Origin of the sequence: Xanthomonas sp. JAI131 (assembly GCF_013410075.1) — a bacterium.
Lineage (GTDB): Bacteria > Pseudomonadota > Gammaproteobacteria > Xanthomonadales > Xanthomonadaceae > Xanthomonas_A > Xanthomonas_A bonasiae.
In genome coordinates this window covers 106,867-132,033 of record NZ_JACCCN010000006.1, presented here as the reverse complement: position 1 = coordinate 132,033, position 25,167 = coordinate 106,867, and the positions used below count along the sequence as shown (strand labels likewise).

At 69.9% G+C, this 25,167-nt stretch carries 14 protein-coding genes; 4 read left to right on the top strand and 10 right to left on the bottom strand.

All coding sequences use genetic code 11. The annotated features are described in order from the left end of the window. Positions 1–21: 21 nt before the first annotated feature. The 3 genes from HDC36_RS21930 to HDC36_RS21920 form a co-directional block, all read right to left on the bottom strand. Entirely contained in the window at positions 22–420 is a 399-nt protein-coding gene (locus HDC36_RS21930) for a hypothetical protein (protein ID WP_179570986.1), read from the bottom strand. Positions 421–583: 163 nt separating this feature from the next. Then, the gene (locus tag HDC36_RS21925; RefSeq protein ID WP_179570985.1) at positions 584–793 is read right to left on the bottom strand and encodes a hypothetical protein; all 210 of its coding nucleotides are present in this window, start codon (positions 791–793) and stop codon (positions 584–586) included. A 553-nt stretch (positions 794–1,346) separates the two neighbouring features. Then, a complete protein-coding gene (locus tag HDC36_RS21920; protein WP_179570984.1) occupies positions 1,347–1,736 on the bottom strand; it encodes a hypothetical protein in 390 nt (129 codons plus the stop codon). A gap of 718 nt (positions 1,737–2,454) precedes the next feature. On the opposite strand from HDC36_RS21920, the gene HDC36_RS21915 reads away from it, so the two are divergent. Next, the gene (locus HDC36_RS21915) at positions 2,455–3,468 is read left to right on the top strand and encodes an integron integrase (RefSeq protein WP_179570983.1); all 1,014 of its coding nucleotides are present in this window, start codon (positions 2,455–2,457) and stop codon (positions 3,466–3,468) included. A 144-nt stretch (positions 3,469–3,612) separates the two neighbouring features. Here HDC36_RS21915 and ilvD read toward each other — a convergent pair whose 3' ends face one another. Next, positions 3,613–5,451: a dihydroxy-acid dehydratase gene (ilvD, locus tag HDC36_RS21910; RefSeq protein ID WP_179570982.1), complete on the bottom strand. Its 1,839-nt coding sequence runs from the start codon at positions 5,449–5,451 to the stop codon at positions 3,613–3,615. 260 nt (positions 5,452–5,711) lie between these two features. On the opposite strand from ilvD, the gene HDC36_RS21905 reads away from it, so the two are divergent. The 3 genes from HDC36_RS21905 to HDC36_RS21895 all read left to right on the top strand — a co-directional run bounded on the left by HDC36_RS21905 (position 5,712) and on the right by HDC36_RS21895 (position 7,808). Then, entirely contained in the window at positions 5,712–6,254 is a 543-nt protein-coding gene (locus HDC36_RS21905) for a DUF1190 domain-containing protein (RefSeq protein ID WP_179570981.1), read from the top strand. A 40-nt stretch (positions 6,255–6,294) separates the two neighbouring features. Continuing rightward, positions 6,295–7,476 carry a glutathionylspermidine synthase family protein gene (locus tag HDC36_RS21900; RefSeq protein WP_179570980.1) on the top strand — a complete coding sequence of 394 codons (1,182 nt, stop codon included), beginning with the start codon at positions 6,295–6,297 and terminating at the stop codon, positions 7,474–7,476. Positions 7,477–7,619: 143 nt separating this feature from the next. Further along, the gene (locus HDC36_RS21895; protein WP_179570979.1) at positions 7,620–7,808 is read left to right on the top strand and encodes a hypothetical protein; all 189 of its coding nucleotides are present in this window, start codon (positions 7,620–7,622) and stop codon (positions 7,806–7,808) included. A gap of 211 nt (positions 7,809–8,019) precedes the next feature. Here HDC36_RS21895 and HDC36_RS21890 read toward each other — a convergent pair whose 3' ends face one another. From HDC36_RS21890 to HDC36_RS21865, 6 genes are all read right to left on the bottom strand, one after another. Then, a complete protein-coding gene (locus HDC36_RS21890) occupies positions 8,020–9,327 on the bottom strand; it encodes a substrate-binding domain-containing protein (RefSeq protein ID WP_179570978.1) in 1,308 nt (435 codons plus the stop codon). Positions 9,328–9,647: 320 nt separating this feature from the next. Then, a complete protein-coding gene (locus tag HDC36_RS21885; protein WP_179570977.1) occupies positions 9,648–21,698 on the bottom strand; it encodes a filamentous haemagglutinin family protein in 12,051 nt (4,016 codons plus the stop codon). Between the two features lie 24 nt (positions 21,699–21,722). Continuing rightward, positions 21,723–22,076, bottom strand: a complete 354-nt coding sequence (locus HDC36_RS21880) for a hypothetical protein (RefSeq protein ID WP_179570976.1) — start codon at positions 22,074–22,076, stop codon at positions 21,723–21,725. After that, positions 22,073–22,753, bottom strand: coding sequence for a hypothetical protein (locus HDC36_RS21875; RefSeq protein WP_179570975.1), 681 nt, complete (start codon positions 22,751–22,753; stop codon positions 22,073–22,075). The genes HDC36_RS21880 and HDC36_RS21875 overlap by 4 nt, the downstream gene beginning before the upstream one ends. Before the next feature lie 2 nt (positions 22,754–22,755). Beyond that, positions 22,756–24,465, bottom strand: a complete 1,710-nt coding sequence (locus HDC36_RS21870; protein ID WP_179570974.1) for a putative porin — start codon at positions 24,463–24,465, stop codon at positions 22,756–22,758. 28 nt (positions 24,466–24,493) lie between these two features. Continuing rightward, entirely contained in the window at positions 24,494–25,162 is a 669-nt protein-coding gene (locus HDC36_RS21865; RefSeq protein WP_179570973.1) for a TonB family protein, read from the bottom strand. Positions 25,163–25,167: the final 5 nt, after the last annotated feature.

Genomic DNA, 25,167 nt, shown 5'->3' with positions numbered 1-25,167 from the left:
GGCTTCGGCTTGAATGAATTGTTATGTTGCACCCGCGTGCTCCTCAAGAGCCTTGAGCACGTCTAACGTGATCTCTGCTAGATTGCCGTACGCTCCGTTGGCCGCCAGTTGAAGCTCGTCATCTAGCCCGTCAAAGTGATAGTAGACCTCGTCGGGAAGGCTCGTTGTTTGAGCTACACGCATGGCCGCGAGAGTCGCGTCTGCTGCAGATATGTCCCCAGACTTGCGCTGGGCAAGTATGTCCGCCAATAGGAGCCGGCCCGCAGCCTGCTGATCTGCGCCGTGGGCTGCGGCTTGTAGCGCATCCATGGCGCTGTTGCGGTCATTGGCAGTTGCAATCTCAATGACCTCAATAGGTGGCTCATCTAACGTCTCGATGACAGAAAAAGCCCAATCCTTGCCGCTTTGAAACGGCAACACGCCAACAGCGACTCCCGCCCAAAAGTATGAGCAGATCGTTGCTTGTGTAACGCTCGCCGGGAACTCTCTGTGCGACATAACACCTGAATTAAGCTGCGCCGCGAAGCGGCGTCGGCTTGAATGAATTGTTAGGCATCACCCCTCCGGGCAGGCCCGCGAGATCTCAAACATCTTGCTGTGGTGCGACGAGCGCTCCGCCGTTGTAGATTAAATCCGCTGGCACCCGCCCATCAACTGTCTTCTTGAGCTTTGCCCCATCAATTGGAACTCGAAATTCTGTACCGTCCGATTTAGCAAAGACAAGGAAGTAAGAGTCTCCGTCTTGCAGCACCTCTCGAATCTCGATGCGGTGAACTCCGTTGCGCTCAATCACTACGAGCGCTTCGGGAAGGGATCTTCTTGAATCTCTCATGTGGGGCCTAACACCAGAATTAAGCCGTGCCGCGAAGCGGCATCGGCTTGAATGACTTGTTAGGCATGCGTGCGCAAGTCTCTGCAAGTCTTCTTGCAGCTGAGGCCGCGCACTCTTCGCCCCGTCCCGAGCAGTTTAGTACGGATGCCGAGTCAAATTTATCGTCCCGATACTTTAAGACGTAGAACACCCGGAACCGATCGTTGGAAGGGTACGACCGAATATCGTTCGCCGGAGCGCCGACGAGATAGAACTCGATGTCAAAGTCGCCAGAGGCTCGCGCCAAGCGGAGGAAACTATGACCCCGTACCTCTTGCTCAAAGGCGACCGCGAAGTGCTGCGCGATGCTGCTGTGTGCGCTTCCATTCGCGAACTGAACCACGCAGGGCCCTTCTGCCGAGCCGCTTGAGCTAGCGAGTGCTGCTGTGAAAACCGTGGCCGCGAACAGTGTCATAAGCATGCCTAACACCTGAGTTAAGCCGCGCCGCGAAGCGGCATCGGCTTGGACGAATTGTTAGGGCGCACCCGCCGGCGCCAAGCCGACCACCGCCCGCATGTATGAGTACCGCGGATCTTCCGAGAGGGTGCCGGCGTAGTCCCAGATCGTCATCTGGGTGAGGCTGGTGCCATGCTGCTCTAGCTCACGGTCTATGCGCTCGGCTACCTCGGGCGACGCGCCTAGTACGACAACGTCGAGTTCGCCGAGCACTGCCCAAGAGCCTGAAGCGTCAAACACTACATGTTCGAGGGACTGGTTGCCGGGGCGCTTCACGGCAGCGCAGAAGGAATCCCAATCCGGCACCACCCCTAGCGCTGGCGGTTGTTCGCCCGTGTAGAAGTGCACGCTGATCTCATTGGTGCCGGTCGCTGCTACCAGCGCCTCAAAGAGGAAGCGAGGCATCATCGTGGCATCGAAGCGGTCTCGGTTGAGGCAGCCCCCGCGCCACGATAAACGCACAAACGGTGGGATGCAGTCCCCTGCCTCGTTGAAGAAGCGCTGCCTCGGATCAGCTTCTAGCTGGCTGCTCGAAGTGCTCACATGTGCGCCCTAACGCCTGAATTAAGCCGAACCGCGAAGCGGTTTCGGCTTGAATGAATTGTTAGGCAGCGGCCCATGACTATGGTAAGTGATCACGAGCCAACTCCCTAGCGGATAGGAGCGCCGACAACACTCGGTCGCGGTTATGCGCATTGTTGATTCCGGCAGGCAATCTGCTTTGCCAGGGCTGGAACTCCCAATGGTCTCCGCCAGTGGCATACATCCGTGTTGAGCCGGACGGCGAGCAAAAGTAGGCGATTGCGACCTCAAGCTGAGCTTGGGATAGGAACTCAAGCTTGAACTTTCCAAATGAAACAACAAGGACATGCCGCGCAGGACTAGGGGACGGAACCTCCGGCATGTGATCGCGGTGAATCGCGGGATCAAATTCCTCAACTGCGAGGGTGCTCATCTGCTGCCTAACTACTATTGGACCGCCTAAAAGCGGTGTTGCGCCAAGTATCGACTAATGCCAGAAGTCTGGGAAGAGGGGAATTCCTACTTCGTAACAATGACTTGCCGGATGGCAACCGACGGTCTTGGCGTTGATGCTGGTTGCGTTATCCGACGTTTGAGCAGGCGTATGAGTTACACCCGTGACGATGCAGGCGTAACGACGCGCCTGGCGCCCAAGCTGTTGGATCGGGTCCGTGGTCGGCTGCGGCTTCGGCATTACAGCCTGCGCACCGAGCAAGCGTATGTGGGCTGGATACGGCGCTTCATCCTGGCCAACGGCAAGCGGCATCCGGCGCAGATGGGGCAGGCCGAGGTCGAAGCGTTCCTGACCGATCTGGCGACCCGGGGGCAGGTCTCGGCCGGAACGCAGAATCAGGCGCTGGCGGCGCTGTTGTTCCTCTATCGTGATGTTCTGGGCGTGGAACTGCCCTGGATGGAGAATCTGGTGCGCGCCAAGCGGCCGCGGCGGATTCCGGTGGTGCTCTCGGTCGAGGAGGTCGCGCGCTTGCTGACGATGCTCGACGGGTGTTGTCGGCTGATGGCGGGGCTGCTGTACGGCAGCGGGATGCGGTTGCTGGAATGCCTGCGGTTGCGGATCAAGGATGTGGACATGGTTCGCGGCGAGATCGTGGTGCGCGACGGCAAAGGCGGCAAGGATCGGCGGGTGCCGCTGCCGCGCAGCCTGCGCGGGGAATTGATGCAGCAACGCGAGCGGGCGCTGCTGCTGCACGTCGCGGATCTCGCCGAGTGGGCGGGAAGGGTGTTCCTGCCACATGCGCTGGCGCGAAAGTATCCCAGTGCCGATGCCGAGCCCGCCTGGCAGTATCTGTTCCCCGCCGCGCGTCGATCGGTGGATCCGCGCAGTGGCCGAGTGGGCCGGCATCACGTGTCGGAGGAAACGCTGCAGCGCGCAGTGCAGGCGGCACGGCGCCGTGCAGGCATCGCCAAGCCGGCGACCTGCCACACCCTGCGGCATTCGTTTGCCACGCACCTGCTGGAAGCCGGCCACGATATCCGCACCGTGCAAGAGCTGCTGGGCCACAAGGATGTGGCCACCACGCAGATCTACACGCATGTGCTGGGGCGCGGGGCCTCGGCGGTGCGCAGCCCGCTGGATGGGCTGGGCGTCGGCGGCGAGTGACATTGCCGCAAGAGGCAGCCGAACTGTAGGCGATTGCAGTCACGCGTCGGGACTGATAGCCCGAGGCCACCCAGAGTTCCTCCCACAGTTCAATGCCGGGATGCCATGAAGACCGTGGGAAGCCACGGTCTTCATGGCAACGCCTCAACCGTCCAACATCGCCTTGTCGCGCACCGCGCCCTTGTCGGCGCTGGTCGCCAACAGCGCATACGCCTTCAGCGCGGTGGTGACCTTGCGCGGGCGCACTTCCACCGGCTTCCAGCCTTGCGCGTCCTGCGCGGCGCGGCGGGCGGCGAGTTCGGCGTCGTCGACCAGCAGGTTGATGCTGCGGTTGGGGATGTCGATCAGGATCCTGTCGCCGTCGCGGACCAGGCCGATGGCGCCGCCCGCCGCCGCTTCCGGGGAGGCGTGGCCGATCGACAGGCCGGAGGTACCGCCGGAGAAGCGGCCGTCGGTGAGCAGGGCGCATTGCTTGCCCAGGCCCTTGGACTTCAGGTACGAGGTGGGGTACAGCATCTCCTGCATGCCGGGGCCGCCCTTGGGGCCTTCGTAGCGGATCACCACCACGTCGCCGGCCTTCACTTCGTCGGCGAGGATGCCCTTGACCGCCGAATCCTGGCTCTCGAACACCTTGGCGTTGCCTTCGAACACGTGGATCGATTCGTCCACGCCGGCGGTCTTGACCACGCAGCCGTCGAGCGCGATGTTGCCGTACAGCACCGCCAGTCCGCCTTCCTGCGAGTAGGCATGGGCAACGTCACGGATGCAGCCCGCTGCGCGGTCGGCGTCCAGCGTCGGCCAGCGCGTGGCCTGGCTGAAGGCGATCTGGGTCGGGATGCCGGCCGGGCCGGCCTTGTAGAACGTGTGCACGGCGTCGGCGTCGGTCTGGGTGATGTCCCACTGCGCGATGGCGTCGGCGAGGGTGCGGCTGTGCACGGTGGCCTGGTCGGTATGCAGCAGGCCGCCGCGCGCCAGTTCGCCGAGGATGGCGACGATGCCGCCGGCACGGTGCACGTCCTCGATGTGGTACTTCTGGATGTTCGGCGCGACCTTGCACAGCTGTGGCACGTGCCGCGACAGGCGGTCGATGTCGCGCAGGGTGAACGGCACTTCGCCTTCCTGTGCGGCGGCGAGCAGGTGCAGGATGGTGTTGGTGGAGCCGCCCATCGCGATGTCCAGGGTCATCGCGTTCTCGAACGCTTCAAAGGTGGCGATACCGCGCGGCAGGGCGGTCGGATCTTCGGCGCCGTACCAGCGGTGGCATAGCTCGACCGCAGTGCGTCCGGCCTTCAGGAACAGCTGCTCGCGGTCGGCATGGGTGGCGACCACGGTGCCGTTGCCGGGCAGGGCCAGGCCCAGCGCTTCGGTCAGGCAGTTCATCGAGTTGGCGGTGAACATGCCCGAGCACGAGCCGCAGGTGGGGCAGGCGCTGCGCTCGAACGCGGCGACCTTTTCATCGGAGGCGTTGGGGTCGGCGGCGATCACCATCGCGTCGATCAGGTCCAGGTTGTGGTCGGCGAGTTTGGTCTTGCCCGCTTCCATCGGCCCGCCGGACACGAACACCGTGGGGATGTTCAGGCGCAGCGCGGCCATCAGCATGCCGGGGGTGATCTTGTCGCAGTTGGAGATGCACACCAGCGCGTCGGCGCAGTGCGCGTTGACCATGTATTCCACCGAGTCGGCGATGATCTCGCGGCTGGGCAGTGAATACAGCATGCCGTCGTGGCCCATGGCGATGCCGTCGTCCACGGCGATGGTGTCGAATTCCTTGGCCACGCCGCCGACGCGCTCGATCTCGCGCGCGACCAGCTGGCCGAGATCCTTCAGGTGCACGTGGCCGGGCACGAACTGGGTGAAGGAGTTGGCGATGGCGATGATCGGCTTGTGGAAGTCGGCGTCCTGCATGCCGGTGGCGCGCCACAGCGCGCGTGCGCCGGCCATGTTGCGGCCGTGGGTGGAGGTCTTGGAGCGATAGTCGGGCATGGGGGCGTCGTACAGTCGGAAGGCGGGCGGAATGCTGGCGGAAGCGGGCGGCCCGGCGAGGGCGGTAAAGGGTTGCATTCGCAACCTTTTGCGCCGCGCACAGGGCCATTCGCCACGTTATCACGCGGCCTGCGCGGCTGCCCTTGCCGGCGATGAACCGGCGCGATGCGCATGGCGCCCGGCGGGCGCCGCGGTGCCGGCGATTTCCGTCCCTGGCCGGAACCAGGCATCATCGGGGTCTGTGCTCCGGGAGGGAACCGATGAAGCGATCCAAGAAGGCCGCGCTGTTGCTGATGGGCAGTGCGCCGCTGCTGTTCACCGCCTGCGCGCCCGAAGCCAAGCGCCAGGAGGGGCTATACACCTCGGTGGAAGCCTGTGCAGCGCAGACCCACGACATCACCACCTGCCGCGAGGCGTTCAAGCAGGCGCAGCAACAGTCGGCGGATCAGGGGCCCAAATACGCCAGCCGCGAGCAGTGCGCGCAGGAGTATTCGGCCGAGCGCTGCGTGGAGCAGCGCGACAGCCAGGGACATTCGTTCATCGGCCCGCTGATGACCGGCTTCTTCCTGTCGCAGATGCTCAACGGCAATCGCATGGCCGGCTTCAACGCCGCGCCCGCCTATCAGGACCGGCAGAGCCAGTGGCAGCGGCCCGCGGCCGCCGGGGCCGGCGCGGCCGCCGCCACCAGCCTGCGCGGCAACCAGACCATGACCCATATCGGCGCCACGCCGAACCGGGCGGTCACGGTGAGCCGCGGCGGTTTCGGCAGCTCCAGCGGCGCGCGCGGCAGCGTCGGCGGCTGACCGCCGCGCCTCTCTACGCCGCATCGACCAAGGCAAGCACATGCAACGCATCGCGATCGTCGAACGCGGCGACTGGCGCGCGCAGGCCGCCGAGTGCGGCTTCCGTTTCCACACCATCGGCGGCGAACGCTACTGGGACGAACGCGCGTACTACGCGTTCACCCTGCGCCAGATCGAACGCGACCTGGAGGATCCCAGCGCCGAGTTGCACCAGATGGCGATGGGGCTGGTGGACGAGATCGTCGCCAGCGAGGAGTTGATGCAGCGCCTGGCGATTCCGCCGGCGTTCCGCGACTGGATCGCCGAGAGCTGGCGGCGCCGCGATCCGCACCTGTACGGGCGCCTGGACCTGGCCTACGACGGCACCGGCCCGGCCAAGTTGTACGAACTGAACTACGACACGCCGACCTCGCTGTTCGAGTCGTCGTTCTTCCAGTGGCAGTGGCTGGAAGACCAGCGGGCGCAGGGGCGCCTGGCGCACGACGCCGACCAGTTCAATTCGATCCACGAGACGCTGGTGGAGCGCTTCGCCGAACTGGCGGCGCAGTTGCCGCCACCGCTGTCCTTCGCCGCGGTGCGCGATTCGGAGGAGGACCAGGGCACGGTCGCGTATCTGCGCGACTGTGCGGCGCAGGCCGGGCTGTTCGGCGAGGCGATCGCGATCGAGGACATCGGCCTGTCCGAGGATGGCCGCTATACGGATCTGAACGACGTGGTGATCGGCACCTTGTTCAAGCTGTATCCGCTGGAAGACCTGTTCGCCGAGCGCTTCGGCCAGGCCCTGCCGGGATCGGGCCTGCGCCTGCTGGAGCCGCCGTGGAAGGCGGTGCTGAGCAACAAGGGCATCCTGCCGCTGCTGTGGTCGCGCCATCGCGGCCATCCCAACCTGCTGCCGGCCGCGTTCGACGACGGCGCCGCGCTGCCGCCGGGCTGGGTGCGCAAGCCGCTGCATTCGCGCGAAGGCGCCAATATCGCCCTGCATCTGGCCGACGGGCGCATGCTGGAGAGCGACGGTCCGTACCAGGGGCCGTGCATCGTCCAGCAGGCGCATCCGCTGCCGGCGTTCGACGGCCGCTATCCGATGGTCGGCAGCTGGATCGTCGGCGATAGCGCGTGCGGCATCGGCATCCGCGAGGACGACGGCCCGATCACCCGCGACAGCGCGCGCTTCGTGCCGCATGCGATCGTCGAAGCGGGGCGGCCAGGCGTGCTGTATGCCTGAGCCGGCGTGAGGCCGGTTGTCCGCCCGTACCGGATGATCCAGGCATGGCGATGGCGATGGCGATTGTGTGCCGTTGCCGCTGCCGTGCAGGAGCCGGGGCGGCTGGTTTACTGTAGCGATCCCACCCACGCAGGTGCCACGCCATGGATCGCCATTCGATCGCGCAACGGTTGCAGCAGTTGAAGGACGAGCGCCGTGCGGGCGATGCGCAGCTGCAGCAGCTGGATGCGCGCAGGCGCGATCTGCAGCAGACGCTGACGCGGATCGATGGCGCGATCCAGGTGCTGGAAGAGGTGCTGCGCGATCAGGAGGAGCCGCCGGCTTCGGCATAGCGCCCTTCGGCGCAGTGGCGTTGCAGGTTGCCGGTCTCGCCCGGCCAGGCCTGCGGCGATGTTCGGCTGCGTGCCAAGGCCGCGGGATGCGGGAAGACGGCGCGCATCGCCGCGTCCCCATCGCTGCACCGACCGCAGCGCCCAAGAAACAAGAAACCGGCGGGCATCGCTGCCCGCCGGTCGCAAGCCATTCTGGCTCGAAGCGTTGCCGTTACTGCACGCAGGTGTTGACGGTGTTCTGCGCCGAGGCGGTGACGCCGCCCAGGTAGGCGAAGCCGTCCGGAAGGGCCGGGCGCGTGCTGGTGTTGTAGAAGATGTTGAACAGGTCCTTGACCGCCTGCACGTGCGCGGCGCTGCCGTTGCCGCTGGTGAAGCCGGCCAGGTAGGTGATCGCCGCGATCGGGTAGGCATTGGTGATGGCGGTGGTCGGGTTCACCAGGCGCACGCAGTTCTTCACCGCGGTGGTACCGCTGCCCGGGACGGCGTTGACGGTCGCACCGTCGAGCACGCGGCCGCTCAGCAGCGCCGACGCCGCCAGGGTCACCGGCGCCGGGTTGCCGCTGGAATCCTTGCCGAAGTTCTTCGGATCGAAGCCGGCCACGGTCACGTAGCGCGCCGACTGCAGCAGGACTTCGCCGACGTCGGCATAGCCCAGCGCGTTGCTGTTGGTGACGCGCACCGAGGTCACCACGCCGTTGTTGCCGCTGGCGCCGATCGCGCGCGAGCCGTACACGCCGCTGGTGCCGCCTGGCAGGGCCGAGTTGAAGGTCTGGTTCGGGCTGAACACGAAGCCCGACGGCACGTTGCTGGTGCCGTTGCAGGTGCGCGCCAGGTAGCTGGTGAAGGCGAAGGTGGTGCCGCTGCCGTCGGTGCGGTAGACGATCTTGATCGGACCGGTGGTGCCGCTGCCGGACACGCTGCTCCAGTCGCTGACCAGGCCGGAGTAGATCTGGCAGACCTGGGCGGCGCTCAGGTTGAAGCTGACGGTCGGGGTGCTCTGCGGCAGCGCGATGGCGCCGGCCAGGGTCGGGACCTGGACGATGCCGACGCGGCTGGCGGCGTTGCCGCCACCCAGGAACGCGTTGTAGTCGGCGGTGCTGTACGGCGCGTCGGTGCCGATGAAGTCCGGGGCGGCAGCGGCGCCGCTGAGGCCCAGCGGCGACACGCTGAAGTCCTGGCAGGCCTGGTTGGCGGCGGTGCTGCCGGCCACGGTGTTCTTGCCGAAGCCGCTGCCGGTCTGGCAATACGACACCTTGTTGGTGCTGCTGTTGCTGTAGGTCAGGAACACCGAACCGGTGCCCAGGGTCGCGGTGGTGAAGCCGCTACCGGCGGTGTTGCCGGCATTGGTCGACAGGCGCGCGTTGGGGGTCACGCCGGTATAGGTGTTGCCGACATACGGCTGCGCCGGAAAGGTGGCGCCGCCGCCGTAGAGGTTTTCGGCGGCCATGGCCGAGCCGGTGGACAGGGTCGCGATCGCAATGGCGATCGCGCTGACGCGGGGGAAATTAAGATTAAGCACTTGCCTCTCTCCTTGGTGAGAAAACGACGGAATGGATCCGGGGGAATTCTTTACCTGTAGCGTGCTGGCGCCATCGACTGGCGCAGAGAAAGGTTGCGCTGGGCAGATGATAATGCGGCGACATTCGTCGGAATGTTTCTTTACCTGTGATGCGCAGTCTGAAATATCCCGATTGTTATGGCGCTGACATCATGAATTGACCGGAAAATAACGATTAACTCGATGAGTTTCTCCGGCGCGAATCCGTGTCTACAAAATGCGCCGATTTTCGTTTGCCGCAGCGACGCCGCAACGTCGCCGCGGCCCACGTCGCCGCAGTGTCATTGACCGGGCTGGCAGCGCGGATCGTCCACCTTGCAGTCGCCGAAGCCGAGCACCTGCACGGTGATGACCGAGGGCGCTTCGCGTGGCGTGGAGGTTCCGCGCCCCGCCAGGTCGCCGACCGCATCGGTCACCGCCGCTGCGGCATTGGAGGCGGCGCTCAACGCGCCGCCATCGACGTTGCGCGCGGTGCCGACGCCGACCGTGTCGCCCTGCACCTGGATGTTGTCGGCATTGGCGACGAACTGCGCGGCCACGATCAGGTTGCCGCTGGCGCGGATGCCGGCGTCGCCGGCATCGACGGTGCCGCGCGGGGCGACCAGCACCGCGTTGCCGCGCGGATCGTCCGTGTTCAGGCGCAGCGTGGCGATGCCGGCGCCGCTGACCTGGCCGCTGGCATCGAGCACGCAGTACTGGTCCTGGTCGCACAGGTAGCGTGCACGTGCGCGCTCGGCGCTGGTCTTGCTGCCCTTGCCGGCGTTGATGTCGCCGTTGGAACTCCACAACATCAGGTCGCCGCCGCGCTGGGTGAAGATGCGGCTCTGCGCCAGCAGCACGCTGGCGTCGGTGAACACGCCGATGTCGCCTTGCCCCACCGCCAGGATGCCTTGCTGCGCCGGACCGATCAGCACGTTGCCCTGGGCATCGGTGACCACCGGCGGCGCCAGCACGCTGCCGACCTGCAGGCCGCCGCCGGGACCGAGGATGCGGATGTCGCCGCCGGCCTGGGTCTGCAGGGTGGAGCCGCGCATGTCCAGGGTGCCGGTGATGCTGCGGGTCGCCGCGCCGTTGGCGCCGCCTTCCAGGTTGTTGCGGGTGTAGCCCAGCCGTGCCGGGAACAGCGCTTCGATCGCGGCATAGCCGCGCGTGTATTTCTGGAAGTCTGCGCTGGCCGGATCCGCGTAGCCTTCGCCGACCTGTTTGAGCACGTCCAGGAACACGCGTTCGCTCAGCAGGCGCCGGGTGGCGTTGGGCAGTTGCGCGAACTGGCGCCAGGCCTCGGCAGGCGTCGGCGTGTCCTGCTGGGTCGCGGCTTGCTGCGCGAGCGGCGTCGAGGCCGGTGCGGACGCGTCCTGCGCATGTTGGCGCACGAAGTCGAGCAGCCATTGCCGGTAGGTGTCGGTGCTCTGCCCGCTGTCCGGGTCCAGATACAGCGCGGCCAGCGCGTCGGCATCCTCGCCGTTGGCCACGCCGTAGCGCACCACCAGGTCGGCGCCGGAGGTGGTGCGGATGCCGCCCGCATTGCGGTCGACGAGCCCGATGCGCAGGCCCTTCATCGCTTCCTCGGCAGAGGTCAGCGGGCCGAGATTGCGTCCGGCCTCCACCTCGAACGTCCCTGGGCCGTCGAGCGACATCCAGCCCCAGCGAACGGCCTGGTCGCCAAGCGGGCCTCCGAGGATGGAGGTGTAGCGGAGGTCGCGCCCGGCCTGCACCCGGGTCACGTCCGAGGTCCGGTAGTTCTGCGCTCGCAGATCCAGGTTGACGATGTCGCGCCCGGCGCGGATGTCGGCCGGTTTCGGCAATTGCAGGGTCAGCGGGTTGAGCATGAAACCGTCGGCCGCATAGCCGCTCGCCACGTCGCCGTCGCGGCTGTAGATGCGCACCGGTTGCGCATCGTCCCGATGCAGGCCGAGTTGCGCGCCGCTGCCGGCGGCATTGTCGTTGCCGTCGTAGTTGCCGGTTTCGTCGAGCATCGCCAGCTGCAACCTGCTCTTGCCGGCGACCAGCGTGTCGTTGAACAGGCGGACGTCGCCCTGCGCCATCGCCTCAAGTTGCCCTTGCGCCGAGGGATACAGGCGCCCGCCGGTCTCGAACTGCAGACTGCCGGCGTGGGCGACCGCTTGCACCTGTGCCGGCAGCACGTTGTCGAACACGCCGTCGTTCAAAATGAGACTGTCGGTACCGCGGCTCGCATCGCGCGCACCGTTGCCGAACAGCGTCGCCGGCAGCTTGAGCGTGCCGAGACGGATGTCGCCGTTCAACGTGTCGATGGCGATCGCCGAGGCGCTGCCGTAGTCGGTGGTAGCGCGGGTGCTGTCGCTCATCAATGCGGCGACGCCGCCGGAGGACAGCACGTAGCTGGGATTGACGATGGCGCCGAGCGCGGCGTCGCCGCCGACGTGGATCGTCCATTGCCCGTCCTGCAGCGCGAACACCGGATCGACCGCGCTGCCCACCTGCAGCAGGGTTCCCGAGGCGTCGTAGCCCTGGCCGCTCAGCGTGAACGCGCTGCCCAGGTCGCCGCCGGCGTTCAAGCGGCCCTGTCCGCGCGCCACGAAATAGTCGCCGCCGAGCACATCGCGTCCGGCCTGCACCTGCAGGTCGCCGCCGCCATAGGTCTGGCGGCCCTGCGCGGTCAACCGATAGCTGGTCGGCAGCGACACCGACAGCTCGCGGATGTCGCGCCCGGCCTGCACTTCGACGTCGCCGCCGCTGCTGAGCACGCCCTGGGCGAAGCCGCCGTAGTTGATCAGCCCGGCACTGGGGGTGACGCCATCGGCGCCGACCGGATTGCCGACCTGCAGCCACGGCCACCAGTATTGGCCGACGTAGTTGCCGGCCACGCCGGTGCGGCTGCCGTCGCGATCGTATATCTGGCGATTGCCGAGGATGTCGCGCCCGGCCTGCAGCAGCAGGTCGCCGGCGGCCTCCGCATTGGCCTGCGCGCTGACCACTTGGTCGGCGCTGCGGCTGGCGGCGTCGCTGCGCACGATGCGGATGTCGCTGTCGGCCTCGCTGTCGGCGGCGGGCTGGCCGGCGCTGTAGATGCTGGCCGGCGCGTCGGCGTCGGCAAAGCGCAGGTCGCGCGCGGCGGCGATCTGGATGCTGCCGGTGCCGGTGCGCACCACGGTCGGCAGCAGCACGTCCTTCTTGCCGCTTTCCTGGTAGCGCTGGTGGCCGTCGAGCACCACGTCGGCGTCGCTGTCGGCGCGCAGCGCGTCGGGGCGGATGCCGGCGAAATCGGCGCCGGCGACGATGCGGTAGCGGCTGTTGTCGCCGCCGATCAGGCTGGTGGTGGCGAGCGGCAGCGGATTGCTGGCGTTGGCCTGCAGCGACGGGGTGTTGTGGGTGGCCGCCGGCAGCAGCGGGCCGAGCACCGGCGCGGCGGGCAGGGTCAGCGTGGCCAGGCCGAACACGCCGGCGTTGGACAGCTCGGTGTTGTAGGCGAACAGGTCGAGCAGATAGCTCTGGTAGCCGGCCAGGTAGGTGGAATAGTCGGCGGGCGAGGTCGGTGCGCGCGGCGCCTGCGGCTGGTCGGGGTAGTCCTGGACCGGATAGCCGTTGTCCGGCGAGTAGCTGTAGATCACGCCTTCCAGCAGGCTCATCGGCAGGCCGCCCAGGTCGTGCGGCTGCTGCAGCATGTCCAGCAACTGCAGGTATTGCCCGTAGTACTGCGCGGCTTCTGCGGGATCGCCGAGGTCGGCCGACGGCGCCGGCAGCAGGCCGTCGATGCTGATGAAGGCGTTGTTGAAGGCGTTGTCGAGCAGCGCCTGATAGGCGTTGGCCGCGCCGCTGTAGGTACCCTGCGGCCCGCCGCCGCCGAACGGGTTGCGCAACTGGTAGAAGCCGTCGCTGAGGCTGGCCTTGATGGTCACGCCGCCCTCGGCGCGCAGGGTCAGCGCCGGCGCGTTGCCGTTGTAGCGGAAGTCCAGCTGGTCGCGGTTGGCGCCGGAGCCGAGGTTCCAGTTGCTCATCACCCGGATCTCGCCGCCGTTGATGGCCGGATCGGGATTGCGCAGCTCGATGCCGGGGCGCGCGCGCAGGTTGGGCAGGTTGCCCAGGCGCGCTTCGAACGCGAAGCCGGGACGTTGCACGAAGCCCATCAGCGTGCCGGGCGTGCCGGCGCTGTCGTCGGCATAGCCGTAGAACTGGCGATGCGCGGCGTTGGCGCTGTCCGGGGTGAATGCGTAGCGGGTGAGGTAGTCGGCGATCTGCGCCGGCGTGGTCGGCGCGGCCACCGCGTTGCCGGCCAGGTCCGTCCAGCTGCCGGCCAGCAGTGCGCCCTGCGCGTCGTACCAGCCGGCCGGATCGACGATGCCGTCGAAGTGTTTGACCGGATCGGTGCTGGCGTCGGTGGTGCTCCACACCGCGTAGGCTTCCAGGCCCACTTCGCGTGCGCCGCGCACGCTGGCGCCGTTGGCCACGGTCACGTTGACCTCGCCATCGGCGAGCAGCGGCGTGCGGATCTCCACGCTGCCGCCGGACAGGCCGCCGGCGCTGCCGCCGGAGACGTCCAGCACCGCGCCGGCGCCGAGCGCGATGGTGCCGGCCGCGCCGGCCTGCACGTTCTGGTAGCCGTAGTCGGCGTTGAGGGTGCCGTCGTCGCGGCCGCTGCTGCCCAGCGTGATCGTGCCGCCGCGCTTGTCGGCGGCGCTGCCGCGGGCCAGCAGCTGGCCGTCGATCGCCACCCCGTGACGCCCCCACAGCGCGATGCTGCCGCCCTGCGTGCCGGAGGCGTCGATGCTGCCGGCGATGCGGATGTTGCCGTTCGCCGCATCGCGGTCGAGCGCATCGGCGCCGCCGTCGGCGGTCAGGGTCACCGCGTCGGCGCGCAGCGTGTTGCCGGCGGACAGCAGCAGGTTGCCGCTGCGCGCATGCAGGTCGATGGCGCCGTCGAAGCCGCCGCCGGCCAGCTGCGCGGCCAGCGGATCCAGCGCGATCGCGCTGCCCGAATCGAGCAGGAAGCGGCCGCCACGGCCCTGCGCGGCGCGGCCGTCGAGGCTGCCGGGCAGGGTCACCGTGCCTTGCGCCGCCGACAGGTTGACGCTGCCGGCATCGGCGCTGCCCACGGCCGACACGTCGATGCGGGTGGAGGCATCGGCGCGCACGTCGCCGGCCGTGGCCTGCAGCGTGACCGTGCCGCCTTGGGTCGGCTTGGTGGTGTCGAAGAACGTGCTGGCCATGCCGGACGCATCCAGCGTGGCGCCATCGTGCAGGCGCAGCGCGCCTTCGCTGCTGCGCAGGACGATGCCGCCTGAATTGGCGCGGATCAGTCCGTTGCTGTCGATGCTGGCGCCGACCAGCGTCACCCGTCCGCCCAGCGGTTGCGCCGTGTTGGCGCTGGCGCCGCCGCCTTGCAGGCGCAGCGCGCCGGCGGTGCGCAGGGTCTGGTCGGCACCGGCGTCGGCCAGCAGCAGCGGAGTGCGCAGGTCCACGTCGCGCGTGCCGAAATCGAACTGGCCGCGGTCGCGCACGTACAGCGTCTGCGCCGCATCCACCGCGACCGCGCCGAACCCGGTCAGCTGCTTGTCGCCGCCGGCGAAGGCGACTTCGCGCCCCTGCAGGTGCAGCAGGCCGCCGCCGGCCACGGTGTCGGCCGGTGCCGCGCTGGCGCCCTGGTTGGACAGGGTCAGCTGATCGGCGCTCAGGCTGACGTCGCGGCCGTCGCCGACGAAGCGGCCGGCGCTGAGGGTGAGCGCGTTGCTGACGCGCAGGTCCAGGCCGCCGGCGAAGTCCATGTCGCCGTAGCTGTGCAGGTTGACCTGTTTCGCCTGCGCGAACTGGGCCAGGCTGCCGGCGCCCAGCACCAGCCCGTCGGCCTCGCCGCTGGCCGCCTGCGCGTCCAGCCGCACGTGGCCGGCGCTGGCGTCGATGCGCTGGCCGCGCAACAGCGCGCCGGCATCGATCGCGCTGTCGCCGGTGGAATCCAGGCTCAGCGCCGCGCCGCCGTCGAGCAGCGCGCCGGCGCCGATCTGCAGCCGTGCGCGCGCCTGCGCCGCCTCCGGCACGTTCGCCCGTTCGATGGTGGCCGCACCGAGGCTGGACAGGCGCACCAGCGCGCCGTCGCCGCTGCTGCCGCCGTCCTCGCCGATCAGCAGCGTCGTGGCCGCGCGATCGCCGCTGCCGCCTTGCGCGCGCAACACGCTGCCGGCGTCCACGCGCAGGCCGCCGTCGGCAGCGTCGCTGGCGGCGGTCGCCAACAGCAGTTCCGGCGCTTGCAGCGCGCTGCCGGCGTCGTTGCTGATCCGCAGCTGTTGCGAGGTGACCTGCAGGCGCGTGCCGTCGGCGCTCTGCTCGCGGGTACCGCCGAGCAGCAGGCTGCCGGCGTTCATCGCGTTGAGCGCGCTCGCCTCCACGCCGACATAGCCGGCCGCGGCGGTCTGGCCGGCGCCGAGCACCTGCAGCGCGCGCGCGGCGATATCGATCTGCGCGGCGTTGCCGCCGCTGGCCGCGGCGGTGTTCAAGGTCGCGCCCAGGCGCAGCGCGTCGCCAGCGGCGAGGATCAGTTGCCCGCCGTCGCGCGGCAGCTGCGGTGTCGCGTTGCCGGCGACGGCCGCCTGCGCGGCGAAGAACGCATTGGCGCCGGTGCGGGTGTATTCCGAGTACTGGCCCCAGGTCGCCGCCGACTGTACTTCGAACAGCTGGCTGCGCGCGCTGCGGGTGCCGCTCAGGGTATCGACCAGATAGCCGGCGACCACCGCGGTGCCGTCGGCCGCGACCAGGTTCTGCGCGGCGGTGGCGTCGGTGCTGCCGCTGCGCGCGACCACCCGGTAGGCGCCGGGCAGGGTGGCGTACTTGGCCGGCAGCAGCGTGTAGTCGCCGTCCGCCAGGCCGGGCACGCCGCTCAGATGCACGGCGCTGCCGAGCGCGGGCGTGCCGCCCTTCTGCTCGAACGCTGCGTCGCTGGCGGCGACCGGCGTCTGCACCCCGGGCACGATCGCGTAGACCGTGCGGCCGTCCGCGTACAGCGGCACCTGGGTGGCGTTGCCGCTGGCATAGCTGGTGTTGGTCGAGGACAGCAGGTCGCGGCTGCCGCCGGTGCCGGGCACCCACTCGCTGGCCTGCAGATCGCCGCCGCCGGACAGGTCCACGCGTGCGCCGGGCGCCAGCGCGACGCTGTCGGCGTCCAGCCGGATCTGCTTCTGCGGCGGCGCGCTCAGCGCGGTGCTGCTGCCTTGCGCACTGCCGTCGTAGCGCCACTGCGAACCGTCCACGGTGCTGCCGTACGGCAGGGTCGCGCCTTCCAGCGACACCGAGGTGAGGCTGCCGGCGCCGAGGCTGACCTCCAGCGTTGGCGTCAGTGCGCGCGTGCCGAACACCGCGCGCGTGGCCGCGTCGTCGAGCGCGCCGACCCCGAGCAGCAGCCGTCCGCTCGGCGCGCGCAGGCGTCCGTCCTGCGCGATGCGGGTCGCATCCAGCGCCAGGGTGCCGCCGGCCGACAGCGGCAGCGCCGGCGTGTCGCCCTGGGCCTGGATGCGGATGCGGGTCTCGGCGCGGCTGCCGTCGCTGCCGAGCGCGCCGAGCGCGCGCACCAGGAAGGTCTCGCCGCTGGCCGGATACAGCTGCGCGGCGCTGAAGGTCAGATTGCCGGCGGTCAGCAGTTCGCCTGCGCGCGGCGTGGCGATGCCGTTGGCGTCGAGCAGATAGGCATAGGCCGCGGGCGTATGGAAACGCACTGCGCCGCTGCTGGACAGGCGCGCCTCGCCGACCCCGTCCAGCGCGAACTGGCCGCCGAGATCGATCTGCGCAGCGTTCACCGTCAGCGTGGTCGCGCCGGGCGCCTGCGGCTCGGCCAGCACCGCGGCCGGGCTGTTCGGCGACTGCCAGCCGTTGAGGCCGACGTAGGCGGCGCTCAGGCTGACCTGGCCGCTGTCGGCCAGGCTGCCGAAACCGGTCGCATCGCTCGCCAGCAGCGCATAGCGCGGCGCGTTGAACACCAGCGCGCGCGACAGCGACAGCGCGACGTCGCCGGCGAAACCGACCGCCACCTGCGGGCGCAACGTGCCGGTCGGCGACTGGTCGCCGACCAGCAGGGTGTCGATGCCGCTGCCGTCGAGGCGATCGGCGGCGAAGTACAGCGGGCCGGGTGCGGCGGTGGCGTTCGGCAATGGCGCGCCGGGCTGCGCGCCCTGCGGCAGGCGGCTGTCGTGCTGGGTGAAGATCACGCCGCTCGGACCGGGCAATACCTGATTGCTGCCGTCGACCAGTTTCAGCGGGAGCAAGGCCAGGGTGCCGCCGCGGTCCTGCGCGCTGCCGCCGCCGGCGCGGATGCTGCCGTCGAAATACAGGCCGGTGCTGGCGGCCAGGTCCAGGCGCCCGCCGGCGCTGCCCACGGTCTGCGCCTGCAGCGTGTCGCCGCCACCGATGATGGCGTTGCCGCTGGGCAGGTCCAGCACCGCGGCGGTGCCGGACAGGTCCAGCTGCGCGCCGGCGGCGACCACGATCGCGCCGCTGTCGTTGCTGAGGGTGATGTGGCCGCCGTCGAGCACGCGCCCGCTGCGCGGCCGCACCAGGCCGCTGGCGCCGGGCTGCAGGGCGGCCTGCGGATCGAGCAGGGCGACGCCGGACACGTCCAGGCGGCTGTTCGCACCCAGCCACAGCGATTTGCCCGGTGCCGCATAGGCCTGGCCGCGGTCCACGTCCGGCGCGGCGGACAGGCCGGAGTCGCGCGAGGTGTCGCCGGAGATGGCGATGCTGCCGCCCTGCGCCTGGATGCCGCCCAGCACCTCGACCTGGCCGCGTCCGCCGATGCGCACGTTGGCGCCCGGATCCAGCAGCAGCTGCGCGCCTTCGTCGAGCAGCACGCGGCCGCTGGCGCCGCTCAGGCTGGGATTGCCGGCGACGCGGCCGAGGAAATCGCCGCCGCGCAATGCGAAATCAGTGGCGGGGCGATAGAACGGATCCAGCTGGCCGAGCGTGGCGTAGCCATTGCCGCCGGCCTGCGCCGCACCGGCGACCACGTCGCTGCCGCTGGCAGCGCCGCGCAGCGCCTGCAGGTTCGGGAGCAGGTTGCGCTGGCTCACCCGCAGCTGGGTGCCGGCGACGAGGGTGGCGTCCTGTTCGGCGGCCAGGTCGTAGCTGCCGAAGCTGTTGTCGGCGAAGAAGCCGGCGTCCAGGTGCAACACGCGCGCATCGCTCGGCGCGCTGCCGCCGATCTGCACGCCGAAGGCGCGCAGGCTCAGCGTGCCGCCGCCGGCGAAGTTGTCCGCGCGCAGGCTGGCCGGGTCGAACTGCAGCAGCCCGGCGCCGTCGGCCACCGGCAGGTCGGCGGTGTAGGTGGGGGAGCCGGCAGTCTCGTTGGACGGACGCACGTAGGTATGCAATGCGATGTCGCCGCCATGGCCGAGCGGCCGCCCGTCGCGCATCGCCAGCGCGCCGTCCTCGTCGACATAGCCGCCGCTGGAAGCGTTCAGCACGGCGCCGGAGGCGATCAGCAGCGACCCGCTCTGGTCGACGTTCTGGCCGGTGACGGGGTCGGTGATGCGCAGCTGCAACGCGTCGAGGCTGATGCTGCCGCCATCGACGAAGGCGCTGCCCTGCGCTTCGGCGCCGAAGCGGCGGTCGTCGTTGATCCAGCGTCCGCTCACGTCCAGCCGTGCGTCCGCGCCGAGCAGCAGGTCGCCGTGGCCGAGCACCTGCCGCGTGTCCGTGGCTCGCCTGGGATCGTCCACGAAGGCGAAGCCGCCGCTGCTCTGCAGCGCGATCTTGCCGGCATGCGCGGTCAGCGTGCCGTCGATCTCCAGACGCTGCGCCTGCAGCGAAATCGCGCCGCCGTCGGCGACCTGCAGCGCCGCGTCGGCAGCGACCGCGATCACCGGCGCGTTGCCGATCGCCAGCGTCTGCAATCCGCTGCCGTTCACCATGCGCGTGGACAGGCGCGACCAGAACAGCGGGTTGTCGCGCTCCTGCGCCGCTGCTGCGCTGCCCGGCAGCGCATCGGCGCGCGTGCCGAGCGCAAGCCCCTGCGGCAGCGCCGCTGCCTCGTCGACGATCAGCCAGCTGCGTTGGTCGCGGGAAATGTCGCCGCCTACCGACAGGCCGATGGTGGCGTTGTACAGACCGATGTCGCTGTCGATGCGCAACGCGCCGCCCTGCGGCAACGTGCCGCTGGCACGTTGGTAACGCCCGGCGAGCGCTTGCGCGGAGAGATCGCCCTCCAGCAGCGCCACGCCCGGTTCCGGTCCGTTGCCGCTGGAATGGCGCCCGAGTTCGATGTTCAGCGCACCGGCGTCGCCGCCTTGCAGATAGTCGCTCTCGTAGTAGCGGCGGCTGCCCAGCAATGGATTGCTGAACTGTTCGCTCACGCCCCAGCGCGTGTGCGCGACGGTCTGCGTGCCGGCCACGCCCAGGTAGCGCAGCGACGGATCCGCGCTGGCCAGGTCGTACAGGCGGCCGTCGGCACCGAGCAGGCGCGGCGTTTCGATCATGCCGCCGAGCATGTGCACGTAGCCGCCGTCCATGTTCACCTGCGCGCCGGGCGCGATCACCAGGTCGCGCGCGCCGATGTTGATGGTGCCGCCGTCGAGCAGCATCTCGTCGATCGTGCGCGGCACCTGGTCGACGTAGCCCTGCGCATTGAGCAGCGGGCTGCCGACCCAGGCCTGGCCATCGGCGCGCACGCCGCTGGCGCGGCGATCGAACTGCAGCGCCTGGCGGAACAGCGCGCCGTCGCGTTGCAGCGGCGCGTCGGCCAGTTCGTTCTGGCCCACGCGCGGAATCTGGATCAGGTTGCTGCTCATCGCCTGTCGCACGTCGGCGATGCCGGACACGTCGAGCTGCGCGCCGCTGTCGATCATCAGCCGGTTGTTGAGCTGGGGACGACCCTGCAGCCGGGTGGTCTCGCTGCCCAGGCCGATCAGGTCCACGGTGCCGCCCGGGGCGAAGGTGAGCGACTGCTCGCGCAGCTGCACCTGTGCGCCGGCCAGGATCATCCTGGGACCCAGGAAGGCCAGATCGGCGGCGCTGCTGGAGGTGGTGGTCTCGCCATCGTGCTCGGGCAAGGTGGCAGTGACCGAACCGGGGGCCAGTTCCAGCGCGCCCCCCTTGTAGTTGGCCAGCGCATCGCCGCCGGCTGTAGCTTCCTGGTTGATCGCCAGCAGCATCACGCTGCCGGGGCGGCTGATGCTGGTGGTGGCCTGGACCAGGCCGCGTTGCTGCACGTCGTAGCCGACCAGTGTCGCGTTGCCGCGGGTCGCCGCAATCGTGCCGCTGTTGTCCAGCGTGCCGACGGCGGAGCGGTCGCTGCCGCTGGGCGAGAAGAAGCCGCTGAAGCCCAGCGGCATGATGTTGCCGCTGCTGGTGCCGAGCAGCGTCTGCAATTCCTGCGATTGCCGCAGGCCCAGCACCGCCGCCAGCAGCGCCTGCCCGTCCTGCGCGGTCACCGTGCCGGCGTTGCTGACGTTCGGCGCGGCGATCAGGGTATAGCCCTGGCTGCCGCTGGCGATGCGCGCGCCGCTGTCGATGCGGATGTCGCCCGGGGTCTGCCCGGCGGCCATGCTGTCCAGGCCGGTCAGCACCGTGCCGCTCTGCCCGGTGCTGCCGAACAGGCCGCGGGCGAGGAATGTCTGGTCGCTGAGCGCGCGGTTGGCGTCGAACAGATCCAGCGACGACACCAGCAGCGAATGCACGTTGACCTGGCTGGCGCCGCCGAACAGCACGCCGTTGCGGTTGAGCAGATAGACCTGGCCCGGCGCCTGGATGCGGCCCAGGATTTTGCTCGGCGCCGCGCTCGGGTCGTTGACCCGGTTCAGCGCGATCCACTGCGCCGCGTCGCTGCCGCCGGCGGACTGGTCGAACTGCAGCACGGTGCGGCTGCCGACGTTGAACGTCTCCCAGTTGAGGATCGCCTTCTTCTGGGTCTGCTGGATGGTGACCTGGGTGTCGCCGCCGACCGTCTGCTGGGTCGGCGCGCGCGCGCCCAGCCAGACGTTGCGCTGGCCCAGGCGCGGATCGTCGCTGCGTACCGCGCCCGGATCGATGACTGCGCCGTCGGGCAGCTGCAGGCCGCCCTTGCCCAGGCCATCGGGGACCATGCCGGCTTGCGCGGCCTGCGCCGCGGCGCGCGCGGCGGCCTGGGTCGCGTCCAGGGCCTGGCGCGCCTGCGCGGCGCGCTGGAACGCCTGCAGCGAGGTCTGCGCCAGCTTGCTGGCCGCCGCCGATTGCAGGCCCTGTTGCTGCGCGGCGGCCGCGGCCTGTGCGCCCGGATCGGCGCCGCGGCGCACGAACGGACTGCTTTGCGCCTGGCTGCGGCCGACCAGGGCGGCCGAGATCGCCACGCTGAGCAGCAGCAGGCGAAGGGGACGGCGGGGGCGGCGGCGGTTGCGGGGCATGGCGGCGATCTCGGTAGCGGCGCGTCAGCGCGCCGGAGCGAACGGAGTGGGGAGGTAGCGCGGTTGCGGCCGCTGCGGCACCAGCGAGCGGCCGTAGGCATCGCCGTAGCGCTGGCGCAGCGCGGCAGGCGTGGGCTGCCCGCGCTGCAGCGGATCCAGTGCGGTTGCGGCGGCGGCCAGTGGCACCGCGCCGGGGCGGGCGCTGGCGGCCGCGGCGCGCAACGCCTGGTTGAGGCAGTCCAGGTGGCCGGCGACGTCTTCGCCGATCCGCACCTGCACGCATGGCGCAGTCGCCGCGGGCGTGGCCGGCGCGGCGTGCGCGTGCAGCGCCAGCGCGGCCAGCGCGAGCGATGCCAGCGCGGCGCCGCGGTGGTTCATTGGGTTGGGTCCTGCAGCGCCGTGGCCGTCGCTGTGGTCGCGGTGGCGCCGGTGCAGGCCTGGGTCTGCGCGTGCTGCTCGGCCAGGCGGTCTTCCAGGGCGCGCACGCGGTTCTCGCGGGTCACCCGGGCCATGCCGAACATCTCGCGGCCGTGGCTGCGCACGAAGCGCACGAAGGCCGGGTCGCGGTACAGCGCGGCCAGTTCGCGCGCGGTGGCGTACAAGGCCTCGCTGCCGCTCGCGCACTGCGCCATCCGCGCGCGCTGGCGCTGCAGTTCCGTCTGCAGCGTCGCCTGCGTCTGCGCCTGCTGCGCTGCGGCCTGCGCGGTCCTGGCCTGCGCCTGTTGCTGTTCGCGCTGTTGCGCCAGCGCCGCGTCGCGTTCGCGCTGCGCCTGTTGCAGCTGCCGCTGCAGCGCGGCCTCGCGGCCCGCATCGGCACCTGCGGCGCGTGGCGCTGGCGTTGGTGCGGCGCGCAGCGCATCGCGCTCGCGTTCGGCGGCGGCGGTGGCCAGCTGCTGCTGCACCAGGTCCGCTTCGGCCTTGCGCAGGCGCGTGCCGGTTTCGCGCAGCGCTTCGCGCAGTCGCGTCTCGGTGCTGTCCTGGGCGTGCAGCGGGGCGGCGGCGAGCAGCGTCGCCGCCAGCATGCCGCAGGCCAGGGAGGAGGGAAGGCGCAGCATGCTCAGAACTCCGTGCCGAGGTCGAGCTGCAGCAGGTCCACCGCGAACGGCGGGCCGGACACCTCGTTGGCGCTGAGCCAGCGCAGGCCGACCCAGGTGTTGCGCGCCAGCGCATAGTTGCCGCCGACGATCAGCCCGCGCGCATTGGTGCCGCCCAGGTGGAAATCCGAATCGGTGAAGCCGTCCGGCACCGCGTCCGATTCCAGGTACTTGTAGCCGACGCTGAAGTTCCAGTCGCCAGGCTTGACCGGCTTGGGCTGGCCGACGGTGACGTTGAGGTAGTAGCCCATGTCGCCGCCATCGAACACGCCCTGGTCGCCGAGGTTGTTGACCGGGCCGAGCGAGCGCACGCGTGCGGCGTTGTAGCGGGTGTTCTTGACCACGTCGGCCTCGACCAGCACCGCGACCGGGGCGAACTGGTCCAGCTGCAGCTGCGCGTGCAGGTCGGCCACGCCGAACTTGCTGGCATAGCCGTAGTACTGCAGTTGCGGGCCATTGGGGTTGGCGCTGTCGGCGACGATGTCGCGCAGCGCGAACAAGGTGTTGCCGAACTGCTGGAACTGCGGCCGCGAACCGTCGGTGTCGCAGCTGTCGGCCGAGCCCGGCGCCAGGCACGGCGACGAGCGCTTGCCTTCGAACTGGTCGTACTGGAAGTAGCCCAGGCCCACGCGCAGCGCCATCGCGTCGGCGAAGCGCCACTGCATGCCCAGCTGCGCGCCGTACATCCACTTGTCGCGGCTGCGGGTCTTGCTGGTGCTGGTGGAACCGAAATCGAACTCGGTGTTGTAGACCGGGAACAGGCCGGCGCTGATCCACGGCGCGAACGCCGCATCGGCGTCGGCCAGGTCGTAGCGCGCGGCCACGCCGTCGAAGTTGAGGTCGTTGTCGAACACCAGCTCGCTGCTCCAGAACGGATTGGCGAAGCGGCCGAACGACAGGGCCAACCCGTCGAGGGGCGTGAGCTGCAGCGCGGCGCGGTCCAGCCACAGCGAATACTTGGACAGGTTGCCGTTGCCGCCCAGGGTCTGGTTGGTGGATACCGGGCTGCGGTCGCTGCCGGTGGCCAGGCGCAGGTCGGCCTGCACCCAGTCGGCGATCTGCGCGCTCACCCCGAGCCGCGCACGCACGCGCATGCGGCTGCGGTTCTGCGTGGTGTTGAGGAACGGGGCGTTGGTGCTGCCGACCGTATCGAAGCCGGAGCCGGCATTGATGGCGCCGAAGTTGGGGAAGGTCGCGTAGTTGTCGTCGGCGTTGAACACGCCTTCGCCGCGCACCCGCAGGTCGCCGTACACGCGCACGCGCTGGGTCCATTCCGGCAGCGCGCCGGGCGCGGCCCAGCCTTCGGACTTGGCCTGCGCGGTGACTTCGGCGCGCAGCTCGTCCTTGATCTGCTGGCGCACCGGCTCGGGCACGTACGGCACCACCACCGCGCCGGGCTGGGTCGTGTACGCCGCGGCGCCGGCCAGCGCCGGTGCCGGCGCGGGTGCCGCGGTGGCGGAGGCTTCGCGGATCAGGTCGTCGGCCTGGGCGCGGGTCATCACGCCCTTGGCGACCAGCAGGTCGATCAGCCGCAGCGTGACCTGCGGGTTGATCTGCGCCGGATCGATCGCGGGCGCGGCGGACTGGGCCATGGCCGCGGCCGGCGCCAGCAGGAGCGCCAGCAGCGCCAGGCGCAGCCGGGACGGACGGGGGAAGGAAGACGGAGTGGTCATGCGGGAGTCCTTGGTGCGAAACGCGGCGTCAGCCCGGCGCCAGCGCGCCGATGCGCAACTGGATGGGTTGGGGAAGGGAGGCGGGCGGCGGCTGCGGCAGCGGCTGGTCCTGCAGCGCGCGCACGATCGCCGCGTCCAGTTCCGGCTTGCCGGCCGAGGTGAGGATCTGCAGGCGGCCGATGCTGCCGTCCGGGTTCAGCCACAGCGCCACGGTGGCGCTGTAGCGGCCCTTGCGGGTGCGCTCGTCGCGCTGCAGCAGCTGCTGCACCGCGCGCTGCACGCTGGCCGCATAGTTGCCGAACGGGCTGCCGCCGCCGCCCTTGCCGCCGATGCGGGTGCCGCCGCCGTCGCCGGCCTGCAGGCCGAAGGCGTTGTCGCCGGGACCGGCCGGCGCGGTCAGCGGATCGCCGGGCGGAGTCGGCTCGGCGTCCGGCTTGGGTTGCGGCGTCGGCTCGGCGGCCTGCAACGGCTGCGGCCGTTCCTGCGGTTTGGGCGGCTGCGGATCGGGTTTGGGCGGCGGCGGAGGCGGCGGGGGCGGCAGCATCACCTGGGTGATGCGCGGCGGTTGCGCGCGTGCCGGTGTCGCCTGCTGCGGGCGCAGCAGCGTGGAGACCAGCCAGCCGAGCAGCAGCGCTAGCAACGCCGCGCCGACTTTCAGCCAGCGCCGCGGCGGCTCGGTGTACTGCAGCGTATCCATCGCGT

What these genes read in the sequence shown, in the direction of transcription:
- HDC36_RS21920 (WP_179570984.1), bottom strand. Translation starts at nt 1,736, where the DNA reads ATGATGCCTCGCTTCCTCTTTGAGGCGCTGGTAGCAGCGACCGGCACC.
- HDC36_RS21865 (WP_179570973.1), bottom strand. Translation starts at nt 25,162, where the DNA reads ATGGATACGCTGCAGTACACCGAGCCGCCGCGGCGCTGGCTGAAAGTC.
- HDC36_RS21875 (WP_179570975.1), bottom strand. Translation starts at nt 22,753, where the DNA reads ATGCTGCGCCTTCCCTCCTCCCTGGCCTGCGGCATGCTGGCGGCGACG.
- HDC36_RS21885 (WP_179570977.1), bottom strand. Translation starts at nt 21,698, where the DNA reads ATGCCCCGCAACCGCCGCCGCCCCCGCCGTCCCCTTCGCCTGCTGCTG.
- HDC36_RS21895 (WP_179570979.1), top strand. Translation starts at nt 7,620, where the DNA reads ATGGATCGCCATTCGATCGCGCAACGGTTGCAGCAGTTGAAGGACGAG.
- HDC36_RS21870 (WP_179570974.1), bottom strand. Translation starts at nt 24,465, where the DNA reads ATGACCACTCCGTCTTCCTTCCCCCGTCCGTCCCGGCTGCGCCTGGCG.
- ilvD (WP_179570982.1), bottom strand. Translation starts at nt 5,451, where the DNA reads ATGCCCGACTATCGCTCCAAGACCTCCACCCACGGCCGCAACATGGCC.
- HDC36_RS21900 (WP_179570980.1), top strand. Translation starts at nt 6,295, where the DNA reads ATGCAACGCATCGCGATCGTCGAACGCGGCGACTGGCGCGCGCAGGCC.
- HDC36_RS21880 (WP_179570976.1), bottom strand. Translation starts at nt 22,076, where the DNA reads ATGAACCACCGCGGCGCCGCGCTGGCATCGCTCGCGCTGGCCGCGCTG.
- HDC36_RS21905 (WP_179570981.1), top strand. Translation starts at nt 5,712, where the DNA reads ATGAAGCGATCCAAGAAGGCCGCGCTGTTGCTGATGGGCAGTGCGCCG.
- HDC36_RS21915 (WP_179570983.1), top strand. Translation starts at nt 2,455, where the DNA reads ATGAGTTACACCCGTGACGATGCAGGCGTAACGACGCGCCTGGCGCCC.